This window comes from Ensifer adhaerens, assembly GCF_001270265.1.
In the GTDB taxonomy this organism is placed as follows: domain Bacteria; phylum Pseudomonadota; class Alphaproteobacteria; order Rhizobiales; family Rhizobiaceae; genus Ensifer; species Ensifer adhaerens_B.
Genome location: NZ_LGAP01000003.1, coordinates 1 through 23,688, shown reverse-complemented (window position 1 = coordinate 23,688; position 23,688 = coordinate 1). Strand labels below are relative to the sequence as shown.

Here is a 23,688-nt window from a genome sequence, read left to right as displayed (position 1 = left end):
GACGTCAGCACCGACCCCATCCTCGTAGAGGTACGGGGTGACACCAGGCGCCGCACCAGGTGACATGCGCGAAGGCCGGCGCAGACGACGACGATCGCGGGAAACATGCTGAGCGTTCTCTTTGCGATGAATGCAAGCATGCAACCGTCCCAGTTTTTGGTTCTATCATTGTATGCAATTTTTCTGACTTTTCGCATGCATTTATTGCTTCGTAAAGCGCCTTCCTTCACCAAACGCAAATGTTCCTGATCGCAAGGACCGGCTCGACGGGCCCCAGATTACTGATTGCGAGATTGCTCTGACGCACCAAATGGCTGGACATGCGGCCACTTTGTATGCAATTCGAAGTAAAAATCGTGGAACATTGGAGAGGTCGAAATGGCAAAGAAAGCGAGCGATGCGGGCGGTGGCCGCGCTCAGGCCGTTCATCGCGCCCTGAAGCGAGCAATCCTCGACCAGGCGCTGTCGCCCGGGTCAAAATTACCGGAAGACTCGATCGGCGAGCGCCTGGGCGTTAGTAGAACCCTTGTCCACCAGGCGCTGGTTCGCTTGAGCGAAGAGGGATTGGTCGACCTGCGCCCGAACAGGGGCGCGACCGTCGCCCGGCCAACCCTCGAAGAGGGCAGGAATCTCTTTCTGACGCGCATGGCGCTGGAGCGCCTCGTCGTGGAAACGCTTTCTGGCAAATTGAAGCCAGAACAGATTGAGGCGCTTTCTGCTCATATTGCAGCCGAGGAGGCCGCTAGAACGGCTCATGCGACATCAATCCGCCTGGCTGGCGAGTTCCATACGATGCTCGCGCAGATGACAGACAACACCAGTCTTATTCGCTATGTGGATGAGTTGGTCGCGCGGAGCTCGCTGATCCTTGCCCTCTACGGCAGACCGCATTCTTCGGAATGCGCCGTATCGGAACATCGAGACCTACTCGACAAGCTGATCGCCGGGAAAACCGAAGAGGCAGCTGCCCTCATGGCACATCACCTCGATTCGATAACGACACGGGCGCTGCTTCCCAAGGAAGACAGCATGAACATCAAGGACGTGCTTGCCAGCTATGCCGCTGCCGAAGGCCTTGCATAGGACACGGATGCTAAGGTCGGCACCATCGTCGACTGCGCAATAGGCGAGCTGTCCTACGCCGAATGACGGCTGCACTCTATGCGGATCGCGCGAAGCACTTTCCCGACTAACCCATAACGATCGAGCAAGTGCCGGTTCGGCGAGGATCGCGGACGGATCCTCAACTGCGACTGAAAACACAAGAGCGAGTTTAAGGTGTAAGCATATGCTACGAAACCGGTCATCAGCAGCGTGTTTCCCGCTTATCGCTGGCGTGGCATTCGTTGGCCTAAACTTGCGACCATTCATCACGAGTGTGGGAACGCTGGCGACATCAGTGCGCGCGGAAACCGGCCTCAGCTTGCAGGGCATGGCTCTCTTGACGCTTGTGCCGATGCTCTTGATGGGACTTGTCGGTTTCATCGGGCCGTCCCTGCAAGGCGCATTTGGCGCGCGCAGATCGGTGATCGGGGCGCTTGCTCTCCTGTGCGGCGGCTGTTTCCTGCGCCTGTTTGCCTCGACCGGCTGGGCGATGATCGCTACGGCGGCAACTATCGGCTTCGGCGTTGCGATTGTGCAGGCCGTTCTTCCGGGCACCATCAAGCGGCAGTTTCCCAAACATGTTGGCGCTATGATGGGCCTCTACTCCTCGATGTTGATGGGGGGCGGCGCTCTCGGGGCGCAACTATCTCCGATCATCGCCGCCAAAGCGGGAAACTGGCATGTCGGGCTTGCCTGGCTGGCTGCGCCCGCCTTGATCGCCGCCGTGTTGGCGCTTTGCTTCTTGCCTGCCGACATTCGCTCGCAATCGCGCAGGCCCCCAGCACGGATCTTCCTGAAGCGGCCGCGGACATGGTTGCTGATGACCTGCTTCGGTCTCGTCAATAGCGGCTATTCCTCGATCGTTGCTTGGCTGGCGCCCTCTTACCAGGAGCGAGGTTGGAGCGGGCCTGAAAGCGGCGGCTTGCTGGCCGTGCTGGCGCTATGCCAGGCCATGGCCGCGCTCGTGCTGCCAATACTCGCGAGCAAGGGCGAAGACCGGCGACCCTGGCTCTGGGCAACCCTGGTGATGCAGACAGCGGGGTTTGCCGGCCTGGCGTTCGCCCCGGATGCAGTCCCGACGGTTTGGGCCGTGCTCCTTGGCGCAGGATTGGGTGGCTGCTTCGCGCTGTCGATGGTTGTGGCTCTCGATCATCTACCCGCTCCCGAGCAAGCGGGCACCTTGTCGGCGCTGATGCAGGGCGGTGGCTTTCTGATTGCGGCAATACCGCCATGGCTCGTTGCGGTGCTGCACGACGTGACAGGAGCCTACGTGGCTGGGTGGGGGTGGCATCTGGTGAGCATCGCAATCGTCATGGTGCTGACGACGCAGCTGTCGCCAAAAGGCTACACGCGCGCCATGTCGTTTCCAGACGGCGAATTAAAGCCGGCTTGACGTCATACTGCCTCGAGAAGAACACCACGACCAAGGTCGCGACGGCGATGACGTCCTGCGGCGGCGGCACGCGGCCGATCCCATAGATCAGTAGCCGTGTGCCGGAACTGAACGGTCAAAGAAGTGACGCCCAAATGCCAGCCCCGTGGTCTCGGCTCCCGCCTTCGTCAAGCTTGGACTTCTATTTGAGCGACGGGCGAGCCGCACACGCCATAGTCCGGCCCGGCTCGCCGTTGCGGCCGGCACGGAACGCACGATGGCTCACGTGAGGACGTCTCGACGGTTGCCGTGGCCAGCTCAACTGCACCATTGAGACTATATTGTATGCAAATATAGCGCAAAATGGAATGCACTCTGCGGACACACTTGGGGCGCAAAATAGCGTATGACTTGGTGAATTCGGCGCGCCCCTGACCTCTATGCCAGGCGAGAAGTCTCCGCGCCGCAGATAAGCCGACTTCGAATACCGTTGCCCGCCCCCCCTGAAACCGTGCAAGCTGCGCCGATTCGACGACGCGATCAACGCGGCGATCACCGACGGGACGCTATCGCGTCTCGCGACAAAGTGGTTCAAGCGAGACATCTCGCCGAAGGACTAAGCGGGACACGCCCAACATGCCCTACCCGTCCTGGGCCCGCTCTCCGCGCGGCCCGGGACGGCCGGTTCGGCAATCAGCCGGCGCCTCCTTGTAGCCGAAGATCAGGCGAAACCGTCACAGCCCCTCCTCCTTGGCGTAAGCGGCAAGAAGATCCGGAAAGTCCTTCTCCGAATCCTTCGTCAGCAATGCGCGCGTTGTGATGGCGTCGATGTGATGCTCCATCAGGGCGCAGGCTTTTTCCCGGTCGTTTTCAGCGAGAGCGGCGATCAGTTCACGGTGCTCCGACACGGCACAATCCGGTGAATGTGGCCGGCCATAAAGTGACAGGATGAGGGATGAACGCGAAACGAGCTCTGTCACATAGCGCGACAGCACGTCGTTTTCAGTCAGCGTTGCGAGAAGGACATGAAACTCTCCCGCAAGCTGGATCGAAGTTGCCTTATTATTGACTCTCGCGTTGTCTTCCGCTTCGACATGCGTCTTCAACTGCCGGATCTGCTGTGGCGTCAGTTTGCCGATCAGGCTGTCGACCACCAGTGATTCCAATGCCCGTCTCACGGCGAAAATATTGCGCCCATCTTCCAAGCTGGGCTGTGCGACACAGGCGCCCTTGCGCGGGCGCAGTTCGATCAAGCCTTCGCCATTCAGTCGGGCCAGAGCCTGCCGGACGATGGTGCGGCTGACGCCGAGCCGTTCTCCGATCGAATCTTCCGGGAGCTTCGTTCCCGCGGCCAGCGCCTGGTCGAGGATGGCGCGCTTCAAGGTGCGATAGACAGCGTCTGACTTGGATATCGCGGATTTCTGATTTTTGTCTTTGGGTGTCATGATCGTCCTGAACCAAATCCAAGCATACGGTCGAAAAGCGGCTGCCGAGCCACGAACCGCAAACAACTATCACCGCATCGGCAAGCCGGTAAAGTCGGGCCGCTTCATCTCAATCTCCGCGGACAACTCTCGCGACGTCTTCACGGCTTGAACGCCTCATAGCTCGGCGGGAAGATGTCCTTGACCGTAGGATGCCGCCACGTTCTCTCCGGGTAGCGTCCGATAAGCCGCTCGAGCTGGGCCTGCGCACGCAGATGGGCCGCCTCGAAGTCGAAACCGGGAATGGTGCGGTTGGCCATGACGGTTCGCCCGGCGATGATCACCGAGTGGACATCCCGGCCGCTCGCCGAGGTCATCAGACAGGCGATGGGATCGATCACCTGTCCAAGGCGATCGTGCGAAAGGTCGAATATGACGATATCCGCAGTCGCGCCAGGCTGCAGACGCCCGAGATCGGCACGGCCTAGCGCATCAGCGCCACCGAGCGTCGCCGCATCGTAGAGATCGGCCGATTTCAGCGCTTCCATGTCGGCCGCCATCACGCGGCCGAGCATCAGCCCTATCTGCATGTTGAGGATCATATCCGGCGGCCAGGTGTCTGTGCCCATGCCGATGCGCAGACCCCGCCGGCGAAGCCCGGAGAAATGATTGAGCGCCGCCCCGTGTCTGGCCATCACCAACGGACAATGCACCACCGTCGCGCCGGAATCGGCGATAATCTCAAGATCCTGACGATCGGCATGCGTTCCATGCGGCAGCAAGGCTCTCTCGAAGAGAAAGCCGATATCGTCAAGCCAGCGCGCGGATGACGTGCCGAAGCGGCGTCGAATGGTATCGACCTCGAATTCCGACTGGCAGCAGTGCAACCGCACCGGAACGTCCAGATCCCGCGCCGCGTCGGCGGTCCTTTTCAGCAAGTCGGCGGTCCAGAACTCGACGCGATCCGGGCAGAGCATCGTTCGCACCAGACCGCCATAGGAATGTTCATGGGCCGCGCAAAAGGCGACCGCCTCTTCCAACCCTCGCGCGCCGCGTTGCCCATCGATCTCGGGGACGAGCGTGCCATTTGCCTCCACGACCGATGACCGGCGCGGAAGGCCGGCCCGAGATAGACGCGCAGCCCAAGATCGGCGGCGCTCTCGGCCGCCGATGCGAATTCGTCCGGCGTTTCGTGCCAGGCGCGATAAAACAGGGAGGCGATGGGAAGCGCCGTGGTGATGCCGTTGCGGATCAGTTGCGCGAACGCATATCGCTTCTGAAACGCCAACTCCTCGCGGCTCAGCATTTCGACTGGGCCGGCTTCGACGTAGTCGCGCGGCCATACCCGCCCCTTCTTCCAGCCCGGCTGGTGGTCGAGGCCGAGGACGCCCGTGTCGAGATCGGACAACGCGTCGAGATCGACGAAGCCCGGGCCGATGAGAGCCACACCGTAGTCGACCCGGCGCGTGACTGGGCCGTCATAGCGATGGCCGACAAACAGAATGCGATCGTTCTCGAAGACGACCTCGCCGTTTTCGTAGAGGACATGACGGCCGTCGCGATGACCGACGACCCAACGCGCGGTTAGCAGCGTCGGTCCCACGCCCTGCTCTGTGCTGGCGCTAGTCGACATGTGGCAGGCCTCCGGCTGGTACACCGTCGTGGACGAGGATGCGCCCGCGGCGAATGACGGTCCGCTTCTGCGGGGTCAGCGCGACAGCTTCCGCAAGTGTGCGCGCGGGAACCAGCACGAGATCGCCGCAAGAGCCTTCGGAAAGGCCGTAATCCGCAAGCCCGATGCCTTCCGCGCCGCCAAAGGTACAGACGCGCGCGGTCTCTTCCAGATCGGCATCGTTGGCCATGCCATTACGCTGCGCCAGATATTTCGCCCGTTCCAGCATGTCGCCATTGCCCCATGGCTCCCATGTTCCCTGAATTCCATCGGAACCGGAGGCGACAATGAGTCCGCACTGGCGCATCAGCCGCAGCGGCAAGGCGGGCGCAGAAGGACTGCCAACCGTCATCACCGCGATCCTTTCGGCCGCGAGCGCCTCGATCAACGACCGCTGGCGGGATGGCTCCAGCATTCCGAGGCAATAGGCATGGCTGACCATGACGCGCCCTTGCAAGGACAAGGCGCGGGTCCGCTCCAGGATCAGTTCGAGGCAGAAAGCGCCCAGCTCTCCCCCTTCATGCAGGTGAATGTCGATTGGTTTGCCATAGCGATCCGCCAGCGCGAAAATCGCATCGAGATGGCGCACCGGGTCGCGCTCGATGCTGGCGGGGTCGATACCGCCGACGATATCCGCGCCCGCCTTCAGCGCCTCCTCCATCAGCGCCAGCGTGCCGTCGCGTACCAACATGCCGCTTTGCGGAAAGGCGACGATCTGCACGTCGACCAGATCTCGCAGGGCGTTGCGGGTTTCAACGACACCCTCGATATTGGCAATGCCGATTTCGGTATCCACGTCGACGTGGCTGCGGATATGCAGGACGCCGAAGGCCAGCGTCTGCATGATCTGGCGGAACGATTGCCTACGTGCATCGATGCCGAGTTCCCGCTTGGCTTGCCGGTCAGCCAGAATCCGGTCGTTGCGCGTCGGCCCGACGCGGTTCTCGAACCAGCCCATGCCGACCAGTGTCTTGTCCAGATGCGTGTGCGCCTCGACGAGACCCGGCAGGGCGATCCGACCTTTGCCGTCGATCTCCAGCGCCGCGTCGCTCTGGAGTCGCGCAAAACGACCATCGCGGATGTAAAGGTCGGCCAGCTCACCGCCGAACGGCCTGACGTCACGAATGAGAATATCTGCGGCCATTTTCTACCTCTCGCTGCTTCTTGTCATCGTCGGTGCGGCACTATGCTAGCTGCGTCCGCTTCATCATCATGCGGAAGGCGCGCTCGGCGCGATCCAGAATCGCCCCCTCGTCGTGACCGACAAGCGTGCGCGAGCGCATGAGGACACGGCCGCCGACGATGGTTGTGTCCACGTCGGCGCCATTGGCGAGGCGCGCCAGCCTCTGCAGCGGATGCACCGGCGGCCAGAGGTGCGGCTGGCGCATGTTGACGAGAATGATGTCGGCGCGCTTACCCGCCTCCAGCGAGCCGATTTCGTTTTCCATCGACAATGCGCGTGCGCCCTCGATGGTCGCCATTTCCAGAAGCTGCATCGGCGGCAAGACGCTGTCGTCGCGGAAATGCCGCGCATGATAGCGGTGCGCCTGAAACATGTTGCGGAACATGTCGAAGGATCGATCGGGCGCGGCGGCATCCGTTCCGAGCGATACGGTCACGCCGGCTTCCATCAACTCGGTCGCGGGGCAACGGCCTGAAACCGACATCAAGGCGCTCGGATTGTGGGCGACCTTTGCGCCGGTGCGCTTCAGTACCGCCACATCTTCATCGGTCAGATCGATGCAATGGGCGAGAAGCGAGCTTTGGTCGAAGAGGCCGAGCCGCGCGTCATTGGCGGCGAGGGAGCCGTCGCGATGCCCGTCCTGAACCAAGGGCACGCCCTTCTCCCACGCCAGATCGCGCGTTTTGCACGACAGATCGTATACGCTTTCGTTCTCCAGTTCGCGCGCGTCGAACACTGGAAGGGAAATGGCAAGCCGCAGGCGATCGTGCCGTCCCGCCCAAGTGTCGATCAGTTCGGCGCAGACGGCGAGTTGCGATTCCGGCGAAACTGCGACTTCGGTATGCGAACTTTGGGTGTAATTGCGGTATACATGATTGGCAGTGGGCCGGTTGGGACCGACGGCAAGCACCTCGCGCACGCCCATGTCGGCGATGGCAGCCAGATGCGCCTCGGCGGCTTCCGGCACTTCGGTCCGCATGATGTCGGGCCCGCCGCCAAACAGGAGAGCAGCGGTGGTCGTGCCGCATTTTATGCGTTCGCAGGCGGACAAGGCCGCTTCCGCCGCCCAGAATTCGGGATCGGTCGCCTCAGCATAGATGCGGCCCGTCACGGTCATCCACTCCTCGGAATTGTCGCCCAGCCCCTTCGTCAGCATGTGTCCGGCGTGAGCATGCGTATCGATGAGGCCGGGCATGACGACCATGCCCGAAGCGTCGATACGCTCCACGTCCGGGCGTGCCGCAAGCGCACCGTCGCCGACAGCAACGATCCGGCCGTCTTCGACCAGCACATGCCCTTTGTCGTGAATGCGCCGGTTCTCGCCCATCGTGACGATCACAGCGTTTTCAATCAGTAGGTTCTTGGCCATCGAAATCTCCCCCTCCGGTATACCCAAGCGGCTCTTTTTACGCATACCGACGCAAAAAGCGACCCAGCTATCTTGATCTTGTGTACCACACATGTACAGTAATTCTTGGAACAAACGGTATGCAAAAAATACGATAATATGTATACCAACCGTGGGAGAACCCTGTGAAGACCTACATGAAGACCCTTTTGGCGGGGCTTGCCGTCATGGTGCCGCTGGCAACGCCTTCGCTTGCGAACACGCTGCGCTGGTCCTCGGCCGGCGACGTCATTTCGTACGACCCCAACGCGCAAGTGGACAGCTTCACCCAGAGCGTCCATCACATGGTGTTCGACCCGCTGGTGCGCCGTAACAAGGACCTCGTGCTCGAGCCGGCGCTCGCCACATCCTGGGAAGTGATCGAGCCGACCCGCTGGCGCTTCAAGCTGCGCCAGGGCGTCAAGTTCCATGAGGGCCAGCCGTTCAATGCTGACGACGTGGTCGCCACCATCCAACGCCAGATCGACCCCGGCGCGCGCAACCGCGAAAACCTCGCCACCGTCACCGGTGCCGAGAAGGTGGACGAATACACCGTCGACCTCATACTGCGCGGCCCCTATCCGCTGCTCCTCAACGACCTCGCCGCCATCTACATGATGAGCAAGCCCTGGATGGAGGAGCACGACGCGCTGAAGCCGGGCAATGCCTCGACCGGCGTTGTCACTTACGCGAGCAACCATGCCAATGGCACCGGTGCCTTCAAGCTGAAGAGCTACGAGCCGGATTCCCGCTCGGTCTTCGAGGTGAACAAGGACTGGTGGGACAAGCCGCAGCACAATCTGGACGAAGTCGAATTCCGGCCGATTGCCTCGGACGCCACTCGCGTCGCGTCGCTGCTTTCCGGTGAAGTCGACATGATCGCCCCCGTACCGCTGCAGGATGTCGATCGCATCGCCGCCACCGAGGGGCTGAAGGTCGTCGAGAACCCGTCGTTGCGCACGATCTTCCTCGTCTTCAGTTACCGGCCGGAGCTTCATGCGGCCCCCGGCAAGCCCAACCCGCTGCTCGACGTGCGGGTGCGTCAGGCCCTGTGGCACGCCATCGACGCCGACACGATCCAGAAGCGGCTGATGCGCGGCAAGTCACGCACGGCCGCCATGCTCGTCGCACCGGCGGTGACCGGCCACGGCGAATCCATCGACGTGCCGCTGCCCTATGACCTCGACAAGGCCAAGGCACTGCTGGCCGAAGCCGGCTATCCAGATGGCTTTAAGACGGGGCTAGGTTGCCCGAACGACCGCTACATCGCCGACGAACAGATATGCCTTGCGGTTGCCTCCATGTGGGCGAAGGTCGGCGTCCAGGCGGAGCTCAGCGTCGAGAGCAAGACGACCTATTTCCCGCGGACCGACAAGGGCGAGTTCGACAGCTATCTTCTCGGCTGGGCCTCCCTGCCACCGATGGATGGCTTCAGCCCACTGCAGGCGCTGCTGGCGACCAATGACGGCGTTTTCGGCGGTAGCAATGCCGACGGGCTTTCCAATCCCGAGATCGACAAGCTGGCCCATGCCGCTGCCGTGGAACTCGACGAGGCCAAGCGCGTCGACCTGCTGAAGCAGGCCTTCCGCATCACCCATGACCAGGTGCTCTACCTGCCGCTCCACCAGCAGCCGGTTGCCTGGGCGATGAGCGACAAGGTCGACATGCCGCAGTTCCCCGACGAATACGTTCGCCCCTGGTTCGCGCAGATCCAGCAGTAACGGCTTTCTCCCGAGGAACGATCCCGGCCGGTGAAAGCCGGCCGGGATCGCATCGCAAAACCGGCTCTATCCCTCCGCAGGCCGATGACGGCGCGGAGGACGCGGAGCGAAGCGGCCGGTTTTCCGCCCCATTCGGGCTCGATCGCTCCCGCGCAAGGACTATCCGATGATCAGACTTCTCTCGGTCAGGTTGCTCCAGGCCGTCCTCGTAATGCTTGCCGTGGCGGCCATTGCCTTCGTCATGTTCCGTTTCGTCGGCGATCCCGTCGCCTCCATGGTGCGCGAGGGTGCAACCCAGGCGGAAAAAGACGCGCTGCGTGTGGCGCTCGGCCTCGACAGGCCAGTCCTGGTGCAGTTCGGCAATTTCGTCGGCCAGGTGCTGACCGGCGATCTCGGTACAAGTTTTCGCTACCAGCAACCCGTGACCAGCCTGCTGCTCAGCCGTCTTCCCGCCACGCTGGAGCTTGTGGTCGTCGCGACCGTGCTGGCGCTTGCCGTTGGTATTCCGCTCGGCGTGCTCTGCGCGCTGAAGCCGAATTCCTTCCTCTCCCGGCTCACGCAGGCCACGACGCTCGTCGGCATTTCCATGCCCACCTTCGTCACGGGCCTGCTTCTGATCCTCATCTTTGCTGTGAATCTTCGCTGGCTGCCGTCCTCCGGGCGCGGCGACCTCGTCGATCTCGGCCTCTGGCAGACGGGTTTCCTCAGTCTTTCGGGCCTGAAATCGTTGATCCTGCCGTCGATCACGCTGGCGCTCTTCCAGCTCACGCTGATCATGCGGCTGGTGCGCTCGGAGATGATCGACGTGCTGTCGTCGGACTATATCCGCTTCGCCTTCGCCCGTGGCCTTCCGCGAGCCTATATCTACCGGCGGCTCGCGCTGCGCAACGCGCTGATGCCGGTCGTCACCGTCACGGGCCTCCAGATCGGCCAGCTCATTGCCTTTGCCATCGTCACCGAGACGGTGTTCCAGTGGCCGGGCATGGGCCTGCTCTTCACCAATGCCGTCGGTTATCCCGACGTGCCGGTGCTTGCCGCCTACCTGCTCTTCGTCGGCTTCCTCTTCGTCATGATCAACATGATCGCCGACATTCTCTACACCTTCATCGATCCGCGCCTGAGGACACGATAATGGCTACGCAATCCCTGATGCACCGGCTTCCGCCGGTTTCCGTGATGATCGCCGGCCTGGTGCTCTTCATCATGCTGATCCTCGTCCTCTTCGCCCCGCTGATCGCGCCGATGGACCCGCGCGACGTCTCTTCCTATTCGCTGATCGACATGGAAATCCCACCGGCCTTCATGGAGGGCGGCGATCCGCGCTTCCTGCTCGGCACCGACAACCAGGGTCGCGACCTCGTCTCGGTCATCCTGTTCGGCCTCAGGATCTCCGTCGTCATCGGCCTTGGCGCGGTGCTTTTCGCCGCCACGCTGGGGGTGGTGCTGGGCCTCATAGCCGGCTTCTTCGGCGGCATGGTCGACGGCATCGTGATGCGCATCGCCGATGTGCTCGTCAGTTTCCCGACGATCCTCGTTGCGCTACTCATCAGCGGCATCGCGCGGGCGCAGCTCAGTGCCGATACGATGCTCACCTGGGCGCCGCTCGTGCTGATCTTTTCCATCGCTATCAACGAATGGGTGCAATATGCCCGCACAGTACGCGCCTCGACCATGGTGGAGGTCGCGCGCGACTATGTGCGTGCCGCCAAGGTGATCGGCCTGCCGTCCGGCCGGATCATGGGCCGCCACATCCTGCCGAACGTCATGAGTTCGGTCATGGTCATCGCCACCATCAACCTTGCCGGTGCGATCCTGACGGAGGCGACACTCTCCTTTCTCGGCGCCGGCATGCCGCCGACCTATCCTTCGCTTGGCACGCTGATCCGCATCGGCAACCAGTTCCTGTTCTCCGGCCTCTGGTGGATCGCCGTGATGCCGGCGGCAGTGCTGGTCATCCTCGTGCTCGCCGTCAACGTGATCGGCGACTACCTGCGCGACCGCTTCAACCCCAAACTGATGGCCCGTTGAGATGACCGACACCACGACCCCCGTCCTCGACATCCGCAACCTCCGCGTCGAGTATCCGCTGGCCAATGGCCACACGCTGACAGCCGTCAAAGACACCGATCTTCTGATCCGGCCCGGCGAGATCCACGCCCTCGTCGGTGAATCCGGCGCTGGCAAGACCACGGTCGGCAATGCGCTGATGGGCCTGTTGCAGGCCCCCGGCAAGATCGTCTCCGGCTCCATCACCATTGCCGGCAAGCCGGTCGACCTGCGCACCGGCCGCACCGAGGGCATCGTCCCCGGCCGCGATGTCGGCGCGATTTTCCAGGACCCGATGACGAGCCTCAACCCGCTGTTCACGGTGGAAAGCCAGCTCTGCGAAGGCATGCTCGCGCATCTGAAACTTTCTTCGAAGGAGGCGAAGGCGCGGGCGCTGGACCTGATGAGGGCCGTCGGCATTCCCGAGCCGGAACGCCGCCTCGGTAGCTATCCGCACCAGCTTTCCGGCGGCCAGCGTCAGCGCGTCGTCATCGCCACCGCGCTTGCCTGCGGCCCGAAGCTCATCGTCGCGGACGAGCCGACGACGGCGCTCGACGTCTCGGTGCAGGCACAGATCCTCAAACTCATCCGCGATCTGGCGGACGAGCGGGGCGTCGGCGTGCTGCTCGTCACCCACAATATGGGCGTCGTCGCCGAGATCGCCGATCGCGTCACCATCATGCAGAACGGCTCGGTCGTCGAAAGCGGCTCCGCGCGCGAGGTGCTGACGGCCCCGAAGGCCGCCTATGCCCGCACGCTGATCGCCGCCGTGCCGCCGATCGAAACCCGGCTCGAGCGCCTGCCGGTGCCGAGCGAGGAAACACAGGGGACGCTCGAGGCCCGCGCCGCCGTGCGCCGGAAGAGCACGAAGAGCGAAACCGGCAGCCGCGACGACGCCGTACTCTCCGTGCGCGATCTTGCGGTGGAATATGGCGGCCATTCCCTCTTCCCCGGTCGCAAAGCCTCCGTCTTCAAGGCGGTCAAGGGCGTCTCCTTCGACGTCCGGCGCGGCGAGATCTTCGGTCTCGTCGGTGAATCCGGCTGCGGCAAGACAACTGTCGCCAACACCATTGCCGGCCTCGTCACCCAGAGTTCGGGTACGATCGACTTTCTTGGCACGACGCTTGGCGCACGGCGCGAAAAGTCGATCCGCCAGTCCTTGCAGATGGTGTTCCAGGATCCCTATTCGGCTCTCAACCCGCGCCTGCGTATCAATGCCGCCATCGCCGAGCCGATCTTGTTCTACAAGCTCGCCTCCAATGCCGAAGAGGCCCGGCAGGATGCGAAGACGCTACTCGAAGCGGTCGGCCTTCCGGCGGATGCCGGTGCGCGCTTCTCGCACGCCTTTTCCGGCGGCCAGCGCCAGCGCATCGCCATTGCACGCGCGCTCGGGCCGCGTCCGTCGCTACTCATCTGCGACGAGCCGACCTCGGCGCTCGATGTCTCGGTGCAGGCGCAGCTCCTCAACCTCTTAAAAGACCTGCGCGACCTTGCCGGCCTCTCCATGCTGTTCATTAGCCACGACCTCGCGGTGATCCGCCAGATGTGCGACCGCATCGCGGTGATGAAGGCAGGCGAGATCGTCGAGCTTGCCGATACCGAAGCACTGTTCACCGCGCCGAAGCACGATTACACCAAGGAGTTGCTGCGGCTTGCGCCCTCGCTCGACCGCATCCTTTCGCGGCAGAGCGCCTTGGGATGATCGCCTGATGATCGAACGGAGACCGCACGTCCAAGGCCGATATCCTCGTCAAGAACGCCACCGTCATCGCAATCGACTCCGAACGGCGGATCATCGCCGACGGGTCGGTTGCCAATGAGCAGCGCGCACTGAGAATGCGGCAAACTGAATTGCGGCGCCAACATACTTTCCCATCGGTTGCTGCTATTCCAATCTCGCGCGGCATGCCCCGCCTCAAAGGCCAAGAACGACCGCTCCCCCCGTCAGCCCTGCTCCGGCAGCGGTCAACAGCAGCCTTTCCCCCGAAACGAACGGTTTTTCCTGATGCGCAATCGACAGGGAAAGCGCGATGGTCGCGGCGGAAGAATTGCCATAGTCCTCGATCGTTCGCACGGTTCTCTGCGGGCCGATGCCCAGATTGCCTGAGACGGCATCGAAAATACGCGCGTTCGCTTGATGCGGTACAAAGCGGTCAACATCCATGGCCCCAAGCCCGGCCTGCGCGAGCGCCCGGCTGCCGCAAGATGTCATCATCGCTACTGCCTGCGTAAACATCTCGCGCCCATCGCGCATCGTCATCAGGAAATCTTCCGTCGCCATGCTTGGCGCGAAGGGCCGGTTGCTGCCGCCGGCGGCGATCGAGATCAGATCGTAGCGGCTACCGTCGGAGGCGAGATCGACCCCGAGCAGGCCTTTTTCGGGGTCATCAGAGGGCGCGAGCACGATCGCGCCGGCCGCATCGGCAAAGAGCACGGCACTCGCCCTCTCCGCCGGGTTGATCCGACGGCTGAGGATATTGGCGGCGACAACGAGCACGGGTTTTCCCTGCGCACGAACAAAGCCGTCGGCGAGCGTCAGTGCGTAAAGGAAGCCCGAGCAGGCACCGGCGAGGTCGAGCGCGCCGGAATTGGGGAGGCCGAGCCGATGCGCAAGCAGCGGCGCCGAAGGCGGCAGCAAGGGATCCGGCGTCGAGGTCGCGAGCAAGGTCAGGGCTATGTCGCCCCGGGCTACGGCCGCATCCTTAAGCGCAGCCTCGCCCGCTCGCGCTGCAAGACCTGTGAGCGTATCCCCCGCCTCGACCCAGTGTCGCGCCCGAATACCGGTCCGGCGCTCGATCCAACCCGGCTCCAGACCGAGTTTCATTTCAATCTCGGCATTTTCGACGCGCCGCGTCGGCACGGCATGGCCGAAGCCGGCAAGGCGAGAGGAGCGGACGACGGTCATAGTTGCCCCGCCGTAATGACCGATGCCGCTTCATCGATCGCGTCGTATGCCCGATCGAGATCGGCATCCGTCACGCAATAGGGCGGCATCAGATAAATGACATTGCCGAGCGGGCGGATCAGCAGCTTGCGCTCGCGGAAGAAGGCCCTCAACCTTGGGCCGGCATCCGACAGATAGCCGCGCGCCGGAACATCGAGATCGAGCGCGGCGATGGTGCCTGCCTGGCGGACATTGCGGAACCGGGGATCGGCGGCAAAGCGCGCCAATCGTTCCTGCTGTTTCTCGGCGAGCGCGCCAATACGCTCGCGCACCGGCTCCGTCTTCCAGATCGCAAGGTTGGCGACCGCCGCCGCACAGGCGATCGGGTTAGCCGTATAGGAGCTCGAATGGAAGAACGTCTTGCGGCGGTCCTCAGAAAGATGGGCATCGAAGATTTCGGCCGTGCAAAGGGTCGCCGCCAGCGGCAGGGCGCCCCCCGTCAATCCTTTCGACGTGCAGAGAATATCGGGTACTATTGCCGCCTGCTCGCAGGCAAAGAGAGTGCCCGCCCGACCCCATCCGGTCATCACCTCGTCGGCGATCAGCAGGCTGCCATGGCGTTCGGCAATCCGTTTCAACTCGCCGAGAACACGAGCCGGGTACATTTTCATTCCGCCGGCGCCGAGAACCAGCGGCTCGATCAGCAATGCAGCCACCTGACCGGAGACGCAGCACGCCTCGAACGCGTCGAGCGTCTCCTGTTCGCCGCCGGCTTCCGGAAACGGCAGCCGGTCGACGGCAAAGAGAAGCGGCTGATAAGCGGCATTGAAGACGCCGCGCTCTCCGGCCGACATCGTGCCGATCGTGTCGCCGTGGTAACCGTTTTCCATGACGCAGATGCGGCCGCGTGGCGCTCCGGCATTGTGGAAAAAGCCAAGCGCCATTTTCAGCGCGACCTCCACTGCGGTCGAGCCGCTGTCGGAATAAAATACATGTTCAAGTCCGGACGGCGCGATCTCGATCAGGCCCTTCGCAAGCTCCTCCGCCGGCTCATGGGTATATTCGGCGAAGATGACCTGGTCATAGGTTTCCGAGGCGTCGCGGATCGCCTCCATGATCGCCGGGTGCCGGTGCCCGTGGGTGATGACCCACCAGGACGAGATCGCGTCGACAATCCGCGAACCGTCCTCGCCGATGAGATGGGCACCTTCCGTCCTTGCGATGCGCTTCATCGCCGGCTCCAGTGCGTGCTGGGTGAAGGGATGCCAGACCGGGGAGCGTTTCATGCCAGCGCCTCACTGAAACAATCGATATCGAAACGGTCGCGAAACGCTTGTCTCAGACCGTCCGGCGTCAGCGGATCGAGCGGCGGCAGCCGGCCCAGCGAGCGGACACGCCCGAGCTTGGCGATGATGTTCTCGGTGTCGGCCTGTGCGTCGCCGATGAAGGCGACGCCAAGGATCGGGATGGAGCGGTGACGAAGCGCTTCGATCGACAGCAGCGTGTGATTGATCGTCCCAAGCCCGGTACGCGCGCATAGAATGACGGGAAGCTGCCAGTGCGCGAAGAGATCGGCAAACACCGTCCGTTCCGTCAGCGGCACCAGCAGGCCGCCTGCCCCTTCGATGACGAGCGGCAGGCTCAACTGGGGCGGCGAAAGGACCTCCGGCAGGACGGAGACGCCATCGATCCTGGCGGATAGATGCGGCGAGACGGGCGTCGTTAGCCTGTAGCCCTCCGGCAGGATGCGACCGGGCGGTATTCGGCCGAGCCGCCGCACCGTTTCGCTGTCCGTTTCACCGTCGAGACCGGACTGCACCGGCTTCCAGTAGCAGCCCGCAAGCGCATCGGTGAGTGCTGCGGCGAAGACAGTCTTGCCGACACCCGTATCCGTGCCGGTAACCACGAAGCGGGGCATCATGGCCGCTCCTCCGCGATCGCGATCTTGAGCCGCTCAAGCATGGACGAAATCGTCGGCCTCTCGACGTTGAGCGTGATCGCGAGCCTTAGGCGCGCGGTGCCTTCGGGAACGGTCGGTGGACGGATCGCCCGGATATCGAAACCTTCCGCGCGCATGCGCGCCGCGATCCTGACAGCACGGCTGTTATCGCCGATCATCACCGGCAAGATCTGCGATCCACTCCCCGCAACACCGAGCGTTGCGGCAAGCGCCTCATTGGCAAAGGTGCGCAGCTCTTCGAAATCCGCCCGGCGCTGCGGTTCGTCCGCCAGCATTCTCAGTGCCTCCCGGACGGCGACGGCCATAAGCGGCGATGGCGCAGTCGAGTAGATGAAGCCGCGCGCGCGGTTGACGAGATAGTCGCAAAGCACCCGGTTCACGCCGAGCAGGGCACCGGAAGACCCGAGAGCCTTGCCGCAGGTATGCAGCACGACGACATTCTCCCGACTTTCTAGTTCAGCCGAAAAGCCGCGGCCGCCGCGACCGAAAACACCAGTCGCGTGCGCCTCATCGATCACGAGAAAGCCGTCATGGCGATCTGCGAGTTCGGCGAGTTCCGCCAGAGGCGCCCGGTCACCGTCCATCGAATAGAGGCTTTCGACCGCAATCCACGGATGCCCCGTTCCGCCGGCGCTGCGCCACTGCCGGAGTGCGTTTGCGAAGGCGTCGACGTCGTTGTGCCTGACGGCCAGCGCCTGCGCCTTGCTCGCCGCAATGCCCTCGTGGGCGCTCGCGTGGATCAGTGCATCGTGAATGATGATGTCGTCGCGCTGCGGCAGGGTGGAGAACAGCGCGGCATTAGCGGCATAGCCGCTGCCGAAATAGAGCACCCGCTCCGTGCCGAAGAATTCGGCCGCTTCGGTCTCCAGCGCCTCGTGCTCCGCATGGTTGCCGCGCAGCAGCCGCGATCCGCCGGCGCCGACTGGCACGCCGCAGTCAATCGCGGCGGCGACGGCCGCCTTCAGGCGCGGTGAATTGGCAAGCGCGAGATAGTCGTTCGAGGTGAAATCGACGCCGTCCTGGGCCACGAGCTGCCGACGACGCCCCTTGCGGTCAAGCCCCGCCAGCGTCCTCTTGTAGCGGCCGAGGGCCTCCGGGGTCATTGGGCCGGCTCCAGTTCCATCGGCTTCAGTCCAAGGCGGCGGAAAAGCGCCGCATCGTGATCCTCACCGGGGTTGACGGCGGTCAAAAGCGTCTCGCCGACGAAGATCGAATTAGCCCCGGCGAAGAAACAGAGCGCTTGCATCTCGTCGGTCATGTCCGTGCGACCGGCCGAAAGACGGACATGGGACTGCGGCATCAGGATGCGGGCGAGCGCGATCGTGCGGACGAAATCGATCGGATCGACCGGTGGCGCATCGGCGAGCTTCGATCCAGGGATCGGGATCAGCATGTTGATCGGCACGCTTTCGGGGGCCACAGGAAGATTGGCGAGCGTCACAAGCATGGAGATACGGTCGTCGACGGTTTCGCCCATCCCCAGGATACCACCGGCGCAGACTTTGATGCCGGCCTCGCGCACAGTGGCGAGCGTTTCGAGACGATCGGCAAAGGTTCGGGTGGTGATGATCTCCCCGTAGAAGCGTTCGGACGTATCGACATTGTGATTGTAGTAGTCGAGGCCAGCATCCGCGAGCGACGCCGTCTGCGCCGGTGTCAGCATGCCGAGCGTCATGCAGGTCTCCATGCCGAGCGCCTTGACGCCGCGCACCATGGCGACGATCGCCTCCATGTCGCGTCCTTTCGGGCTGCGCCAGGCAGCACCCATGCAGTAGCGGGTGGCGCCGTCCGCCTTGGCTTTACGGGCCTCCGCGACAACCCTTTCGACTTCCATCAATTTCGAGGCCTTGAGCCCGGTCGGATAGTGCGCCGACTGGCTGCAATAGCCGCAATCCTCCGCGCAACCGCCGGTCTTGATCGACAGCAGCCGGCTCATCTGCACGGCATTCGGATCGAAATGCGCGCGATGGACGGTTTGCGCGCGAAAGAGGAGGTCGTTGAAAGGAAGATTATAGATTTTTCTCGCCTCGGCGAGATTCGAGCCCTCTTCGGCGGTCGGGGAGTTGGCCGAAATTCCCTCGTTCGGCACGTTTGCATCCAGCATAAGTTGATCGCCCTCGTTGCTTGTGTCGGTATTATAGATAGAATCTAATATTATCTATAATTCTTTCCCGTCGACGGAGGCGCAACCGACTAAAGGGCGAGGCAGCAGGCGAATTCAACCACAGCGGTATTAGAAGGGGTTGACTGGCAGTCGCGGCCGTCCAACCGGGACCCCAAAAAGCCTTAAAAAACAGCGTGCCGCGCGCCGACCGTCAGCCGACGATAGCAAAGGCATCCCGAGTGGACCCGGAGGCGTTTTTGACCGGCTTCCGGCCGATCCACTGGACATGGCGTTCCAGGGCCGCGGCTGCATTTTCGATCTCGCCTTGCCGAAGGAAGGTGAGAATTGCTCGGTGGTCGTGGTCCGTCCGCACCTCCCATTCCGACCGCCAGGTCGCAAACAGGAAGCGGGCGCTGACAGCATGCAAATCGTCGATCACAGCAAGCAGACGTGGCATGCCGCACGGCGTCACTAGCAGCCGGTGAAAGCGCCGGTTCGCCCCCTCCCAGGAGCGCACATCGCGGGAATTGTCCGCGGCGACCGTCGCCTCTTCAGCCAGATCGAGGATCGCCGGCGTCAGGTGCGGGGCCGCATGACGCAGCGCCAGAACTTCGAGCGCAGCGCGCATTTGCGCGACCTCGCGAAGCTCCTTGAGATCGAATGAAGCGACGCGCACGCCACGACGCGGTTCGCTAATGGCGAGACCCTGCGCTTCCAGCCTGCGGAATGCCTCGCGCACAGGCACGTGGCTCGCCCCAAATTCCTCGGCGATATGGTCCTGCCGGAGTTTCGTGCCTGGCTCCAATTGGCCGGTCACGATCCGGTCAGCAAGGATGCGGCTGATGCGGCTGGCAACTGTATCGTCATTGATCGCGGTCATTTTTTATAGATAATTTGCGGCAGCCTTGTTGTCGAGCCAGCTCAAGGAATGTGAGATGGAGGAAAAACAAATGCCCGAGGACGCCGGACCGCGAAAAGTGAACGCCGAATATGCGATTGAGTACCTCCAGGAGCATCCGGAAGCCGGGCTTTGCTGCGAGGATCGGCGCTGGTGGATTACGCCGAACGCAAACGAAACCGATCAGATGGTCCTGACTATTGATGCGGCTGAGGCTGAGCGGCTCAAGGATGATCCTCGCCTGCGACTCGTCTCCGGAATCGCTCATGCGGGCCGGTCGCTCTGGGTCGTTCGACGAATGACATAGCTATGCGCCATGCTCTAACGTCTCTGAGCGCAAGGCTGTGTGTGGACAATGCGACTGGCGCGTAATCGGTTGTGGTCCGAACATTGAGCAAGATTTGAGCACGTTTCCGCGACCAGCGCATCTCATGTGGCCGAACGCGGCCTGAGCGTTGTCCCTTGCGGCGGCGTTTTCAATCATCATTCTGCTCCAACACTTGACAGAGTGCGGCTATCGTCGTTCAACTCGGTTCATTCACCAGGGGGGTCCCGACAAGGGGCTGAGATATTGCTGGGCGGATCGGCTCTTTCGACCGCAGCGCAGTGACCCGTTGAACCTGATCCAGTTCATGCTGGCGTAGGGACGGTGGGAACGACGGCAGTCGCGACAGCTCCTTTTTGTCGCGTGGACGTGTCTCTATCTTTCCAGCTCCAAGATCTGGGTCTCCAAACGTGAAGGTTGGAGCCAGCCAATGGATTTTGCAGATGCCGTACACGATCGAAACCCCGTGGGTAGGCGGCTACACTTACGCACGTTAGCGCGCCGGCGCATGGGTGAATGGTGCGACAGCGCCAACCAAGCAACTGCACAAATGGCAGCCAAATGAGGCCGGTACTGATCAAAGGGGCGGGTGTCGTCGGCCTTGTCACTGCCTACGAGCTGGCACGACGCGGCATTGATGTCGACGTCGTCGAGCGATCCGAAGGGATTGGCGCAGGGGCATCCTGGTTTGCCGGCGGCATGCTGGCGCCCTGGTGTGAGCGCGAGAGTGCCGACGAGAAAGTCGAACGCGTCGGTGCGACAGCCATTGAGTGGTGGAAGGCGGCGCTGCCCGGCAAAGTCGCGCAAGAGGGCACACTCGTCGTCGCCGCCGCGCGCGACACACGCGAGCTCGATCGCTTCGCGACGCGAACCACAGGCTACAGATGGCTTGACGCCGATCAGATAGCCGAACTGGAACCGGATCTTGCCGGCCGTTTCTCGCGTGCACTCTACTTCCCCAGAGAAGCGCATCTCGACCCGAGAGAAGCGCTGTCGTCACTCCGTGACACATTGATGGCCATGGGGGTGCGTTTCCACTTCGGCCAGGCGACCGATGCCACCATCAGCCACCGTTTCGGTTGGCGTATAGATTGCACCGGCCGTGCCAGGCTCCCGGATGACGCCGCTCTGCGGGGCGTGCGCGGCGAGATGCTCTACCTGCGTACCGGCGACATTCAACTGTCACGCCCAGTGCGCTTCCTGCATCCACGACACTCCATCTACGTCGTCCCACGTCGCCAGGGTCTCTTCATGGTCGGGGCAACAATGATCGAGAGCGAAACGTGCGGCCCTATTGCTGCACGCTCGCTGATGGAGCTCTTGAACGCCGCCTATGCCCTACACCCGGCCTTCGGCGAGGCGGAGATCACCGAGACCGGGACTGGTGTTCGCCCTGCCTATCCCGACAACCTGCCGAGAATCACCAGAAGCGGCTCGACCTTTTGCGTGAACGGTCTGTATCGACACGGTTTCCTGCTCTCGCCAGCGCTTGCGCATGACGTTGCCGAACGGCTGCTCAACCCGAACCACCAATCGGAGTTCCATGATGAACCTTAACGTCAATGGCGACGAACACGAGATCGCCTGCTCGACGCTCGCCGAACTGATGGCGGCGCTCGACTATGAGGGGAGCTGGCTGGCGACCGCCGTTAACGGCGAACTCGTTCACGCGGCCGACCGTGATGGCTGGCGCCTGCGCGACCATGACCGCATCGAAATCCTCTCACCGATGAAAGGCGGCTGAACATGCTGCACGTCTACGACACGGAAATCTCCTCCCGACTGCTCCTGGGCACAGCAGGCTATCCAGCGCCAGCCGTGCTTTCGGACGCCGTGCGGGCTTCACAGACGCAAATCGTCACGGTCTCCTTGCGACGGGAAACGGCCGGCGGCAGAGCGGGAGGTGCGTTTTTCGAACTGATCCGAGAGCTCGGGACGAAGATATTGCCGAACACCGCCGGCTGCCACACCACCAAGGAGGCGGTGCTGACTGCCAAGATGGCGCGCGAGGTTTTTGGGACGAACTGGATCAAGCTCGAGGTGATCGGCAATCACGACACGCTGCAGCCGGATGTGTTCGCGCTGGTCGAAGCCGCACGGGTCCTTTCGAACGAAGGCTTCGAGGTCTTTCCCTATACGACCGATGATCTGGTTGTTGCCGAGCGCCTGCTGGAAGCTGGCTGCCGCGTGTTGATGCCCTGGTGTGCCCCGATCGGCAGTGCCATGGGGCCGCAAAATCTGTCCGCCTTGAGATCGATGCGCGCGCATTTCCCTGATGTGCCGCTGATTGTCGATGCCGGCATCGGCCGCCCTTCGCATGCAGCGACCGTGATGGAGCTCGGTTTCGATGCGGTGCTCCTGAATACCGCGGTGGCTGGTGCGGGAAATCCTGCCATGATGGCATCGGGTTTTGCCAAGGCGATCGAGGCTGGTCGCCAGGCTTTTGAAGCCGGCATGCTCGAACCGCGCGACATGGCGGTCCCCTCCACCCCGGTGATCGGAAAGGCGGTCTTCTCATGAGGCTCGACCCCTTCTACCTCATTGTCGACAGCGCCGGGTGGATCGAACGCCTCGTTCCAATCGGGGTCAGGCTTGTCCAGCTTCGCATCAAGGAAAGACCTGACAGCGAGGTTCGTAGCGACATCCGCATCGCCAGGACCATATGCGACCGACACGGTTGCCAACTTGTCGTCAACGACCATTGGCGCATAGCGATCGACGAGGGCTGCGATTTCGTTCATCTCGGTCAGGAAGACTTGGCGCAAGCCGATGTGGCCGCGATCCGTGGGGCCGGACTGAAGCTCGGCATCAGCACGCATGACGGGGCCGAACTCGACATGGCGCTCACCGTCGCGCCCGACTATGTCGCGTTGGGACCGGTCTATCCGACGGTTCTCAAGGAGATGAAGTGGGAGCCGCAGGGGCTTGCCCGCCTCGCCACATGGAAGGAGAAAATCGGGCCGACCCCTCTCATTGCAATTGGGGGTCTGACTGTGGAGCGCATAGATGGCGTTCTCTCACACGGCGCGGATTGTGCCGCGGTCGTGACCGACATTACACGTAGCCAGGATCCCGAGGGTCGAACAAGACAATGGATCGCGGCAACCTCAAGATGGCGACGACCGACAGGGTCTTAGCAAAGCAAAGCCGGCCTTCTCCTTGTCCGAAGTAGGTGCCCAGGAAGCTTCTAAAGCCCTGCTCAGGATGTGGTCGACAGGCAGATCCCCAACGTCGGAAGCGATCTGCGAGGCTAACGCGGTGCTTCCATAGTTCGGCGCAGGTCGTTTTGCCCAGGGGTTTCCATCCGGGATTGGCGAAGGAGGCCGAGGTATGGCGGCCACTAGCAACGAGCGCCCCAGGCGACGGCAGCGAAGCTGCCAGCGCCCGTTCGCGCGCGGCTTGACCGGTTAAAAGGGTCGCCTGCCAAGAGGTTCATCTTGAGCAGCCGTCTGAAAGGCGGGGACTGGGAAGACCACGCAATTATTGATCCGGCACGGTGATAGTTAGGCTGCGTATCGGCATCGGGGGTCGCGGAAGAAGGCTCGCACGGCGTCTGGCGACTGTGCCAGGCCGGTCATGTGGCTTTCGGCCGCGGCCTTGAGCCTGGC

20 protein-coding genes, 1 pseudogene and 1 riboswitch are annotated in these 23,688 nt (G+C 62.8%); of the genes and pseudogenes, 11 read left to right on the top strand and 10 right to left on the bottom strand.

The genetic code is table 11. The features are described 5' to 3' along the window. Positions 1–378 precede the first annotated feature (378 nt). Positions 379–1,083 carry a GntR family transcriptional regulator gene (locus AC244_RS08845; RefSeq protein ID WP_053248470.1) on the top strand — a complete coding sequence of 235 codons (705 nt, stop codon included), beginning with the start codon at positions 379–381 and terminating at the stop codon, positions 1,081–1,083. 205 nt (positions 1,084–1,288) lie between these two features. Beyond that, complete coding sequence (locus AC244_RS08840; RefSeq protein WP_053248469.1) at positions 1,289–2,497, top strand: cyanate transporter; 1,209 nt, start codon at positions 1,289–1,291, stop codon at positions 2,495–2,497. 713 nt (positions 2,498–3,210) lie between these two features. Here the strand turns inward: AC244_RS08840 and AC244_RS08835 are convergent. The 4 genes and pseudogenes from AC244_RS08835 to AC244_RS08820 all read right to left on the bottom strand — a co-directional run bounded on the left by AC244_RS08835 (position 3,211) and on the right by AC244_RS08820 (position 8,124). After that, positions 3,211–3,987, bottom strand: coding sequence for a GntR family transcriptional regulator (locus AC244_RS08835; protein WP_414735891.1), 777 nt, complete (start codon positions 3,985–3,987; stop codon positions 3,211–3,213). Positions 3,988–4,061: 74 nt separating this feature from the next. Beyond that, positions 4,062–5,533: pseudogene (locus AC244_RS08830) on the bottom strand (amidohydrolase family protein). After that, positions 5,523–6,716, bottom strand: a complete 1,194-nt coding sequence (locus AC244_RS08825; RefSeq protein ID WP_053248467.1) for an amidohydrolase — start codon at positions 6,714–6,716, stop codon at positions 5,523–5,525. The pseudogene AC244_RS08830 and the gene AC244_RS08825 overlap by 11 nt, the downstream one beginning before the upstream one ends. Before the next feature lie 40 nt (positions 6,717–6,756). Continuing rightward, positions 6,757–8,124: an amidohydrolase family protein gene (locus tag AC244_RS08820; RefSeq protein WP_053248466.1), complete on the bottom strand. Its 1,368-nt coding sequence runs from the start codon at positions 8,122–8,124 to the stop codon at positions 6,757–6,759. A gap of 176 nt (positions 8,125–8,300) precedes the next feature. Between AC244_RS08820 and AC244_RS08815 the strand changes: the two genes are divergently transcribed. From AC244_RS08815 to AC244_RS08800, 4 genes are all read left to right on the top strand, one after another. Then, positions 8,301–9,863 (top strand): ABC transporter substrate-binding protein, encoded by a 1,563-nt coding sequence (locus tag AC244_RS08815; protein WP_063934096.1) that lies wholly within the window; start codon positions 8,301–8,303, stop codon positions 9,861–9,863. 166 nt (positions 9,864–10,029) lie between these two features. Beyond that, positions 10,030–10,995: an ABC transporter permease gene (locus tag AC244_RS08810; RefSeq protein ID WP_053248464.1), complete on the top strand. Its 966-nt coding sequence runs from the start codon at positions 10,030–10,032 to the stop codon at positions 10,993–10,995. Further along, positions 10,995–11,891, top strand: coding sequence for an ABC transporter permease (locus tag AC244_RS08805; RefSeq protein ID WP_053248463.1), 897 nt, complete (start codon positions 10,995–10,997; stop codon positions 11,889–11,891). The genes AC244_RS08810 and AC244_RS08805 overlap by 1 nt, the downstream gene beginning before the upstream one ends. A gap of 1 nt (position 11,892) precedes the next feature. Beyond that, the gene (locus AC244_RS08800) at positions 11,893–13,611 is read left to right on the top strand and encodes a dipeptide ABC transporter ATP-binding protein (protein WP_053248462.1); all 1,719 of its coding nucleotides are present in this window, start codon (positions 11,893–11,895) and stop codon (positions 13,609–13,611) included. Between the two features lie 213 nt (positions 13,612–13,824). Here the strand turns inward: AC244_RS08800 and AC244_RS08795 are convergent, their stop codons facing one another. The 6 genes from AC244_RS08795 to AC244_RS08770 form a co-directional block, all read right to left on the bottom strand. After that, the gene (locus tag AC244_RS08795; RefSeq protein ID WP_053248461.1) at positions 13,825–14,814 is read right to left on the bottom strand and encodes a beta-ketoacyl-ACP synthase III; all 990 of its coding nucleotides are present in this window, start codon (positions 14,812–14,814) and stop codon (positions 13,825–13,827) included. Continuing rightward, entirely contained in the window at positions 14,811–16,079 is a 1,269-nt protein-coding gene (locus tag AC244_RS08790) for an adenosylmethionine--8-amino-7-oxononanoate transaminase (RefSeq protein ID WP_053248460.1), read from the bottom strand. Before AC244_RS08790 ends, AC244_RS08795 begins: the two co-directional genes overlap by 4 nt. After that, entirely contained in the window at positions 16,076–16,714 is a 639-nt protein-coding gene (gene bioD / locus AC244_RS08785) for a dethiobiotin synthase (RefSeq protein ID WP_053248459.1), read from the bottom strand. Before bioD ends, AC244_RS08790 begins: the two co-directional genes overlap by 4 nt. Then, positions 16,711–17,856, bottom strand: a complete 1,146-nt coding sequence (locus AC244_RS08780) for an 8-amino-7-oxononanoate synthase (protein ID WP_053248458.1) — start codon at positions 17,854–17,856, stop codon at positions 16,711–16,713. Before AC244_RS08780 ends, bioD begins: the two co-directional genes overlap by 4 nt. Continuing rightward, positions 17,853–18,857 carry a biotin synthase BioB gene (gene bioB, locus AC244_RS08775; RefSeq protein WP_152975894.1) on the bottom strand — a complete coding sequence of 335 codons (1,005 nt, stop codon included), beginning with the start codon at positions 18,855–18,857 and terminating at the stop codon, positions 17,853–17,855. Before bioB ends, AC244_RS08780 begins: the two co-directional genes overlap by 4 nt. A gap of 211 nt (positions 18,858–19,068) precedes the next feature. After that, positions 19,069–19,737, bottom strand: a complete 669-nt coding sequence (locus AC244_RS08770; protein ID WP_053248457.1) for a GntR family transcriptional regulator — start codon at positions 19,735–19,737, stop codon at positions 19,069–19,071. A gap of 55 nt (positions 19,738–19,792) precedes the next feature. Between AC244_RS08770 and AC244_RS08765 the strand changes: the two genes are divergently transcribed. From AC244_RS08765 to AC244_RS08745, 5 genes are all read left to right on the top strand, one after another. Further along, positions 19,793–20,062, top strand: coding sequence for a hypothetical protein (locus tag AC244_RS08765; protein WP_234716880.1), 270 nt, complete (start codon positions 19,793–19,795; stop codon positions 20,060–20,062). A 226-nt stretch (positions 20,063–20,288) separates the two neighbouring features. Then, a riboswitch (TPP riboswitch) is annotated at positions 20,289–20,420 on the top strand. Positions 20,421–20,641: 221 nt separating this feature from the next. Then, positions 20,642–21,637 (top strand): glycine oxidase ThiO, encoded by a 996-nt coding sequence (gene thiO / locus AC244_RS08760; protein WP_053248455.1) that lies wholly within the window; start codon positions 20,642–20,644, stop codon positions 21,635–21,637. Then, entirely contained in the window at positions 21,627–21,824 is a 198-nt protein-coding gene (gene thiS / locus AC244_RS08755) for a sulfur carrier protein ThiS (RefSeq protein ID WP_053248454.1), read from the top strand. The genes thiO and thiS overlap by 11 nt, the downstream gene beginning before the upstream one ends. Positions 21,825–21,826: 2 nt before the next feature. Further along, on the top strand, positions 21,827–22,600 hold the full coding sequence (locus AC244_RS08750; RefSeq protein ID WP_053248453.1) for a thiazole synthase: 774 nt from the start codon (positions 21,827–21,829) through the stop codon (positions 22,598–22,600). Further along, the gene (locus AC244_RS08745) at positions 22,597–23,217 is read left to right on the top strand and encodes a thiamine phosphate synthase (RefSeq protein WP_053248452.1); all 621 of its coding nucleotides are present in this window, start codon (positions 22,597–22,599) and stop codon (positions 23,215–23,217) included. The genes AC244_RS08750 and AC244_RS08745 overlap by 4 nt, the downstream gene beginning before the upstream one ends. The last annotated feature ends 471 nt before the right edge of the window (positions 23,218–23,688 follow it).

Bases quoted from the DNA above. Each gene is read 5' to 3' on its own strand.
- AC244_RS08845 (WP_053248470.1), top strand. From the start codon at position 379: ATGGCAAAGAAAGCGAGCGATGCGGGCGGTGGCCGCGCTCAGGCCGTT.
- AC244_RS08840 (WP_053248469.1), top strand. From the start codon at position 1,289: ATGCTACGAAACCGGTCATCAGCAGCGTGTTTCCCGCTTATCGCTGGC.
- AC244_RS08825 (WP_053248467.1), bottom strand. From the start codon at position 6,716: ATGGCCGCAGATATTCTCATTCGTGACGTCAGGCCGTTCGGCGGTGAG.
- AC244_RS08820 (WP_053248466.1), bottom strand. From the start codon at position 8,124: ATGGCCAAGAACCTACTGATTGAAAACGCTGTGATCGTCACGATGGGC.
- AC244_RS08815 (WP_063934096.1), top strand. From the start codon at position 8,301: ATGAAGACCCTTTTGGCGGGGCTTGCCGTCATGGTGCCGCTGGCAACG.
- AC244_RS08810 (WP_053248464.1), top strand. From the start codon at position 10,030: ATGATCAGACTTCTCTCGGTCAGGTTGCTCCAGGCCGTCCTCGTAATG.
- AC244_RS08805 (WP_053248463.1), top strand. From the start codon at position 10,995: ATGGCTACGCAATCCCTGATGCACCGGCTTCCGCCGGTTTCCGTGATG.
- AC244_RS08800 (WP_053248462.1), top strand. From the start codon at position 11,893: ATGACCGACACCACGACCCCCGTCCTCGACATCCGCAACCTCCGCGTC.
- AC244_RS08795 (WP_053248461.1), bottom strand. From the start codon at position 14,814: ATGACCGTCGTCCGCTCCTCTCGCCTTGCCGGCTTCGGCCATGCCGTG.
- AC244_RS08790 (WP_053248460.1), bottom strand. From the start codon at position 16,079: ATGAAACGCTCCCCGGTCTGGCATCCCTTCACCCAGCACGCACTGGAG.
- bioD (WP_053248459.1), bottom strand. From the start codon at position 16,714: ATGATGCCCCGCTTCGTGGTTACCGGCACGGATACGGGTGTCGGCAAG.
- AC244_RS08780 (WP_053248458.1), bottom strand. From the start codon at position 17,856: ATGACCCCGGAGGCCCTCGGCCGCTACAAGAGGACGCTGGCGGGGCTT.
- bioB (WP_152975894.1), bottom strand. From the start codon at position 18,857: ATGCTGGATGCAAACGTGCCGAACGAGGGAATTTCGGCCAACTCCCCG.
- AC244_RS08770 (WP_053248457.1), bottom strand. From the start codon at position 19,737: ATGACCGCGATCAATGACGATACAGTTGCCAGCCGCATCAGCCGCATC.
- AC244_RS08765 (WP_234716880.1), top strand. From the start codon at position 19,793: ATGGAGGAAAAACAAATGCCCGAGGACGCCGGACCGCGAAAAGTGAAC.
- thiO (WP_053248455.1), top strand. From the start codon at position 20,642: ATGAGGCCGGTACTGATCAAAGGGGCGGGTGTCGTCGGCCTTGTCACT.
- thiS (WP_053248454.1), top strand. From the start codon at position 21,627: ATGAACCTTAACGTCAATGGCGACGAACACGAGATCGCCTGCTCGACG.
- AC244_RS08750 (WP_053248453.1), top strand. From the start codon at position 21,827: ATGCTGCACGTCTACGACACGGAAATCTCCTCCCGACTGCTCCTGGGC.
- AC244_RS08745 (WP_053248452.1), top strand. From the start codon at position 22,597: ATGAGGCTCGACCCCTTCTACCTCATTGTCGACAGCGCCGGGTGGATC.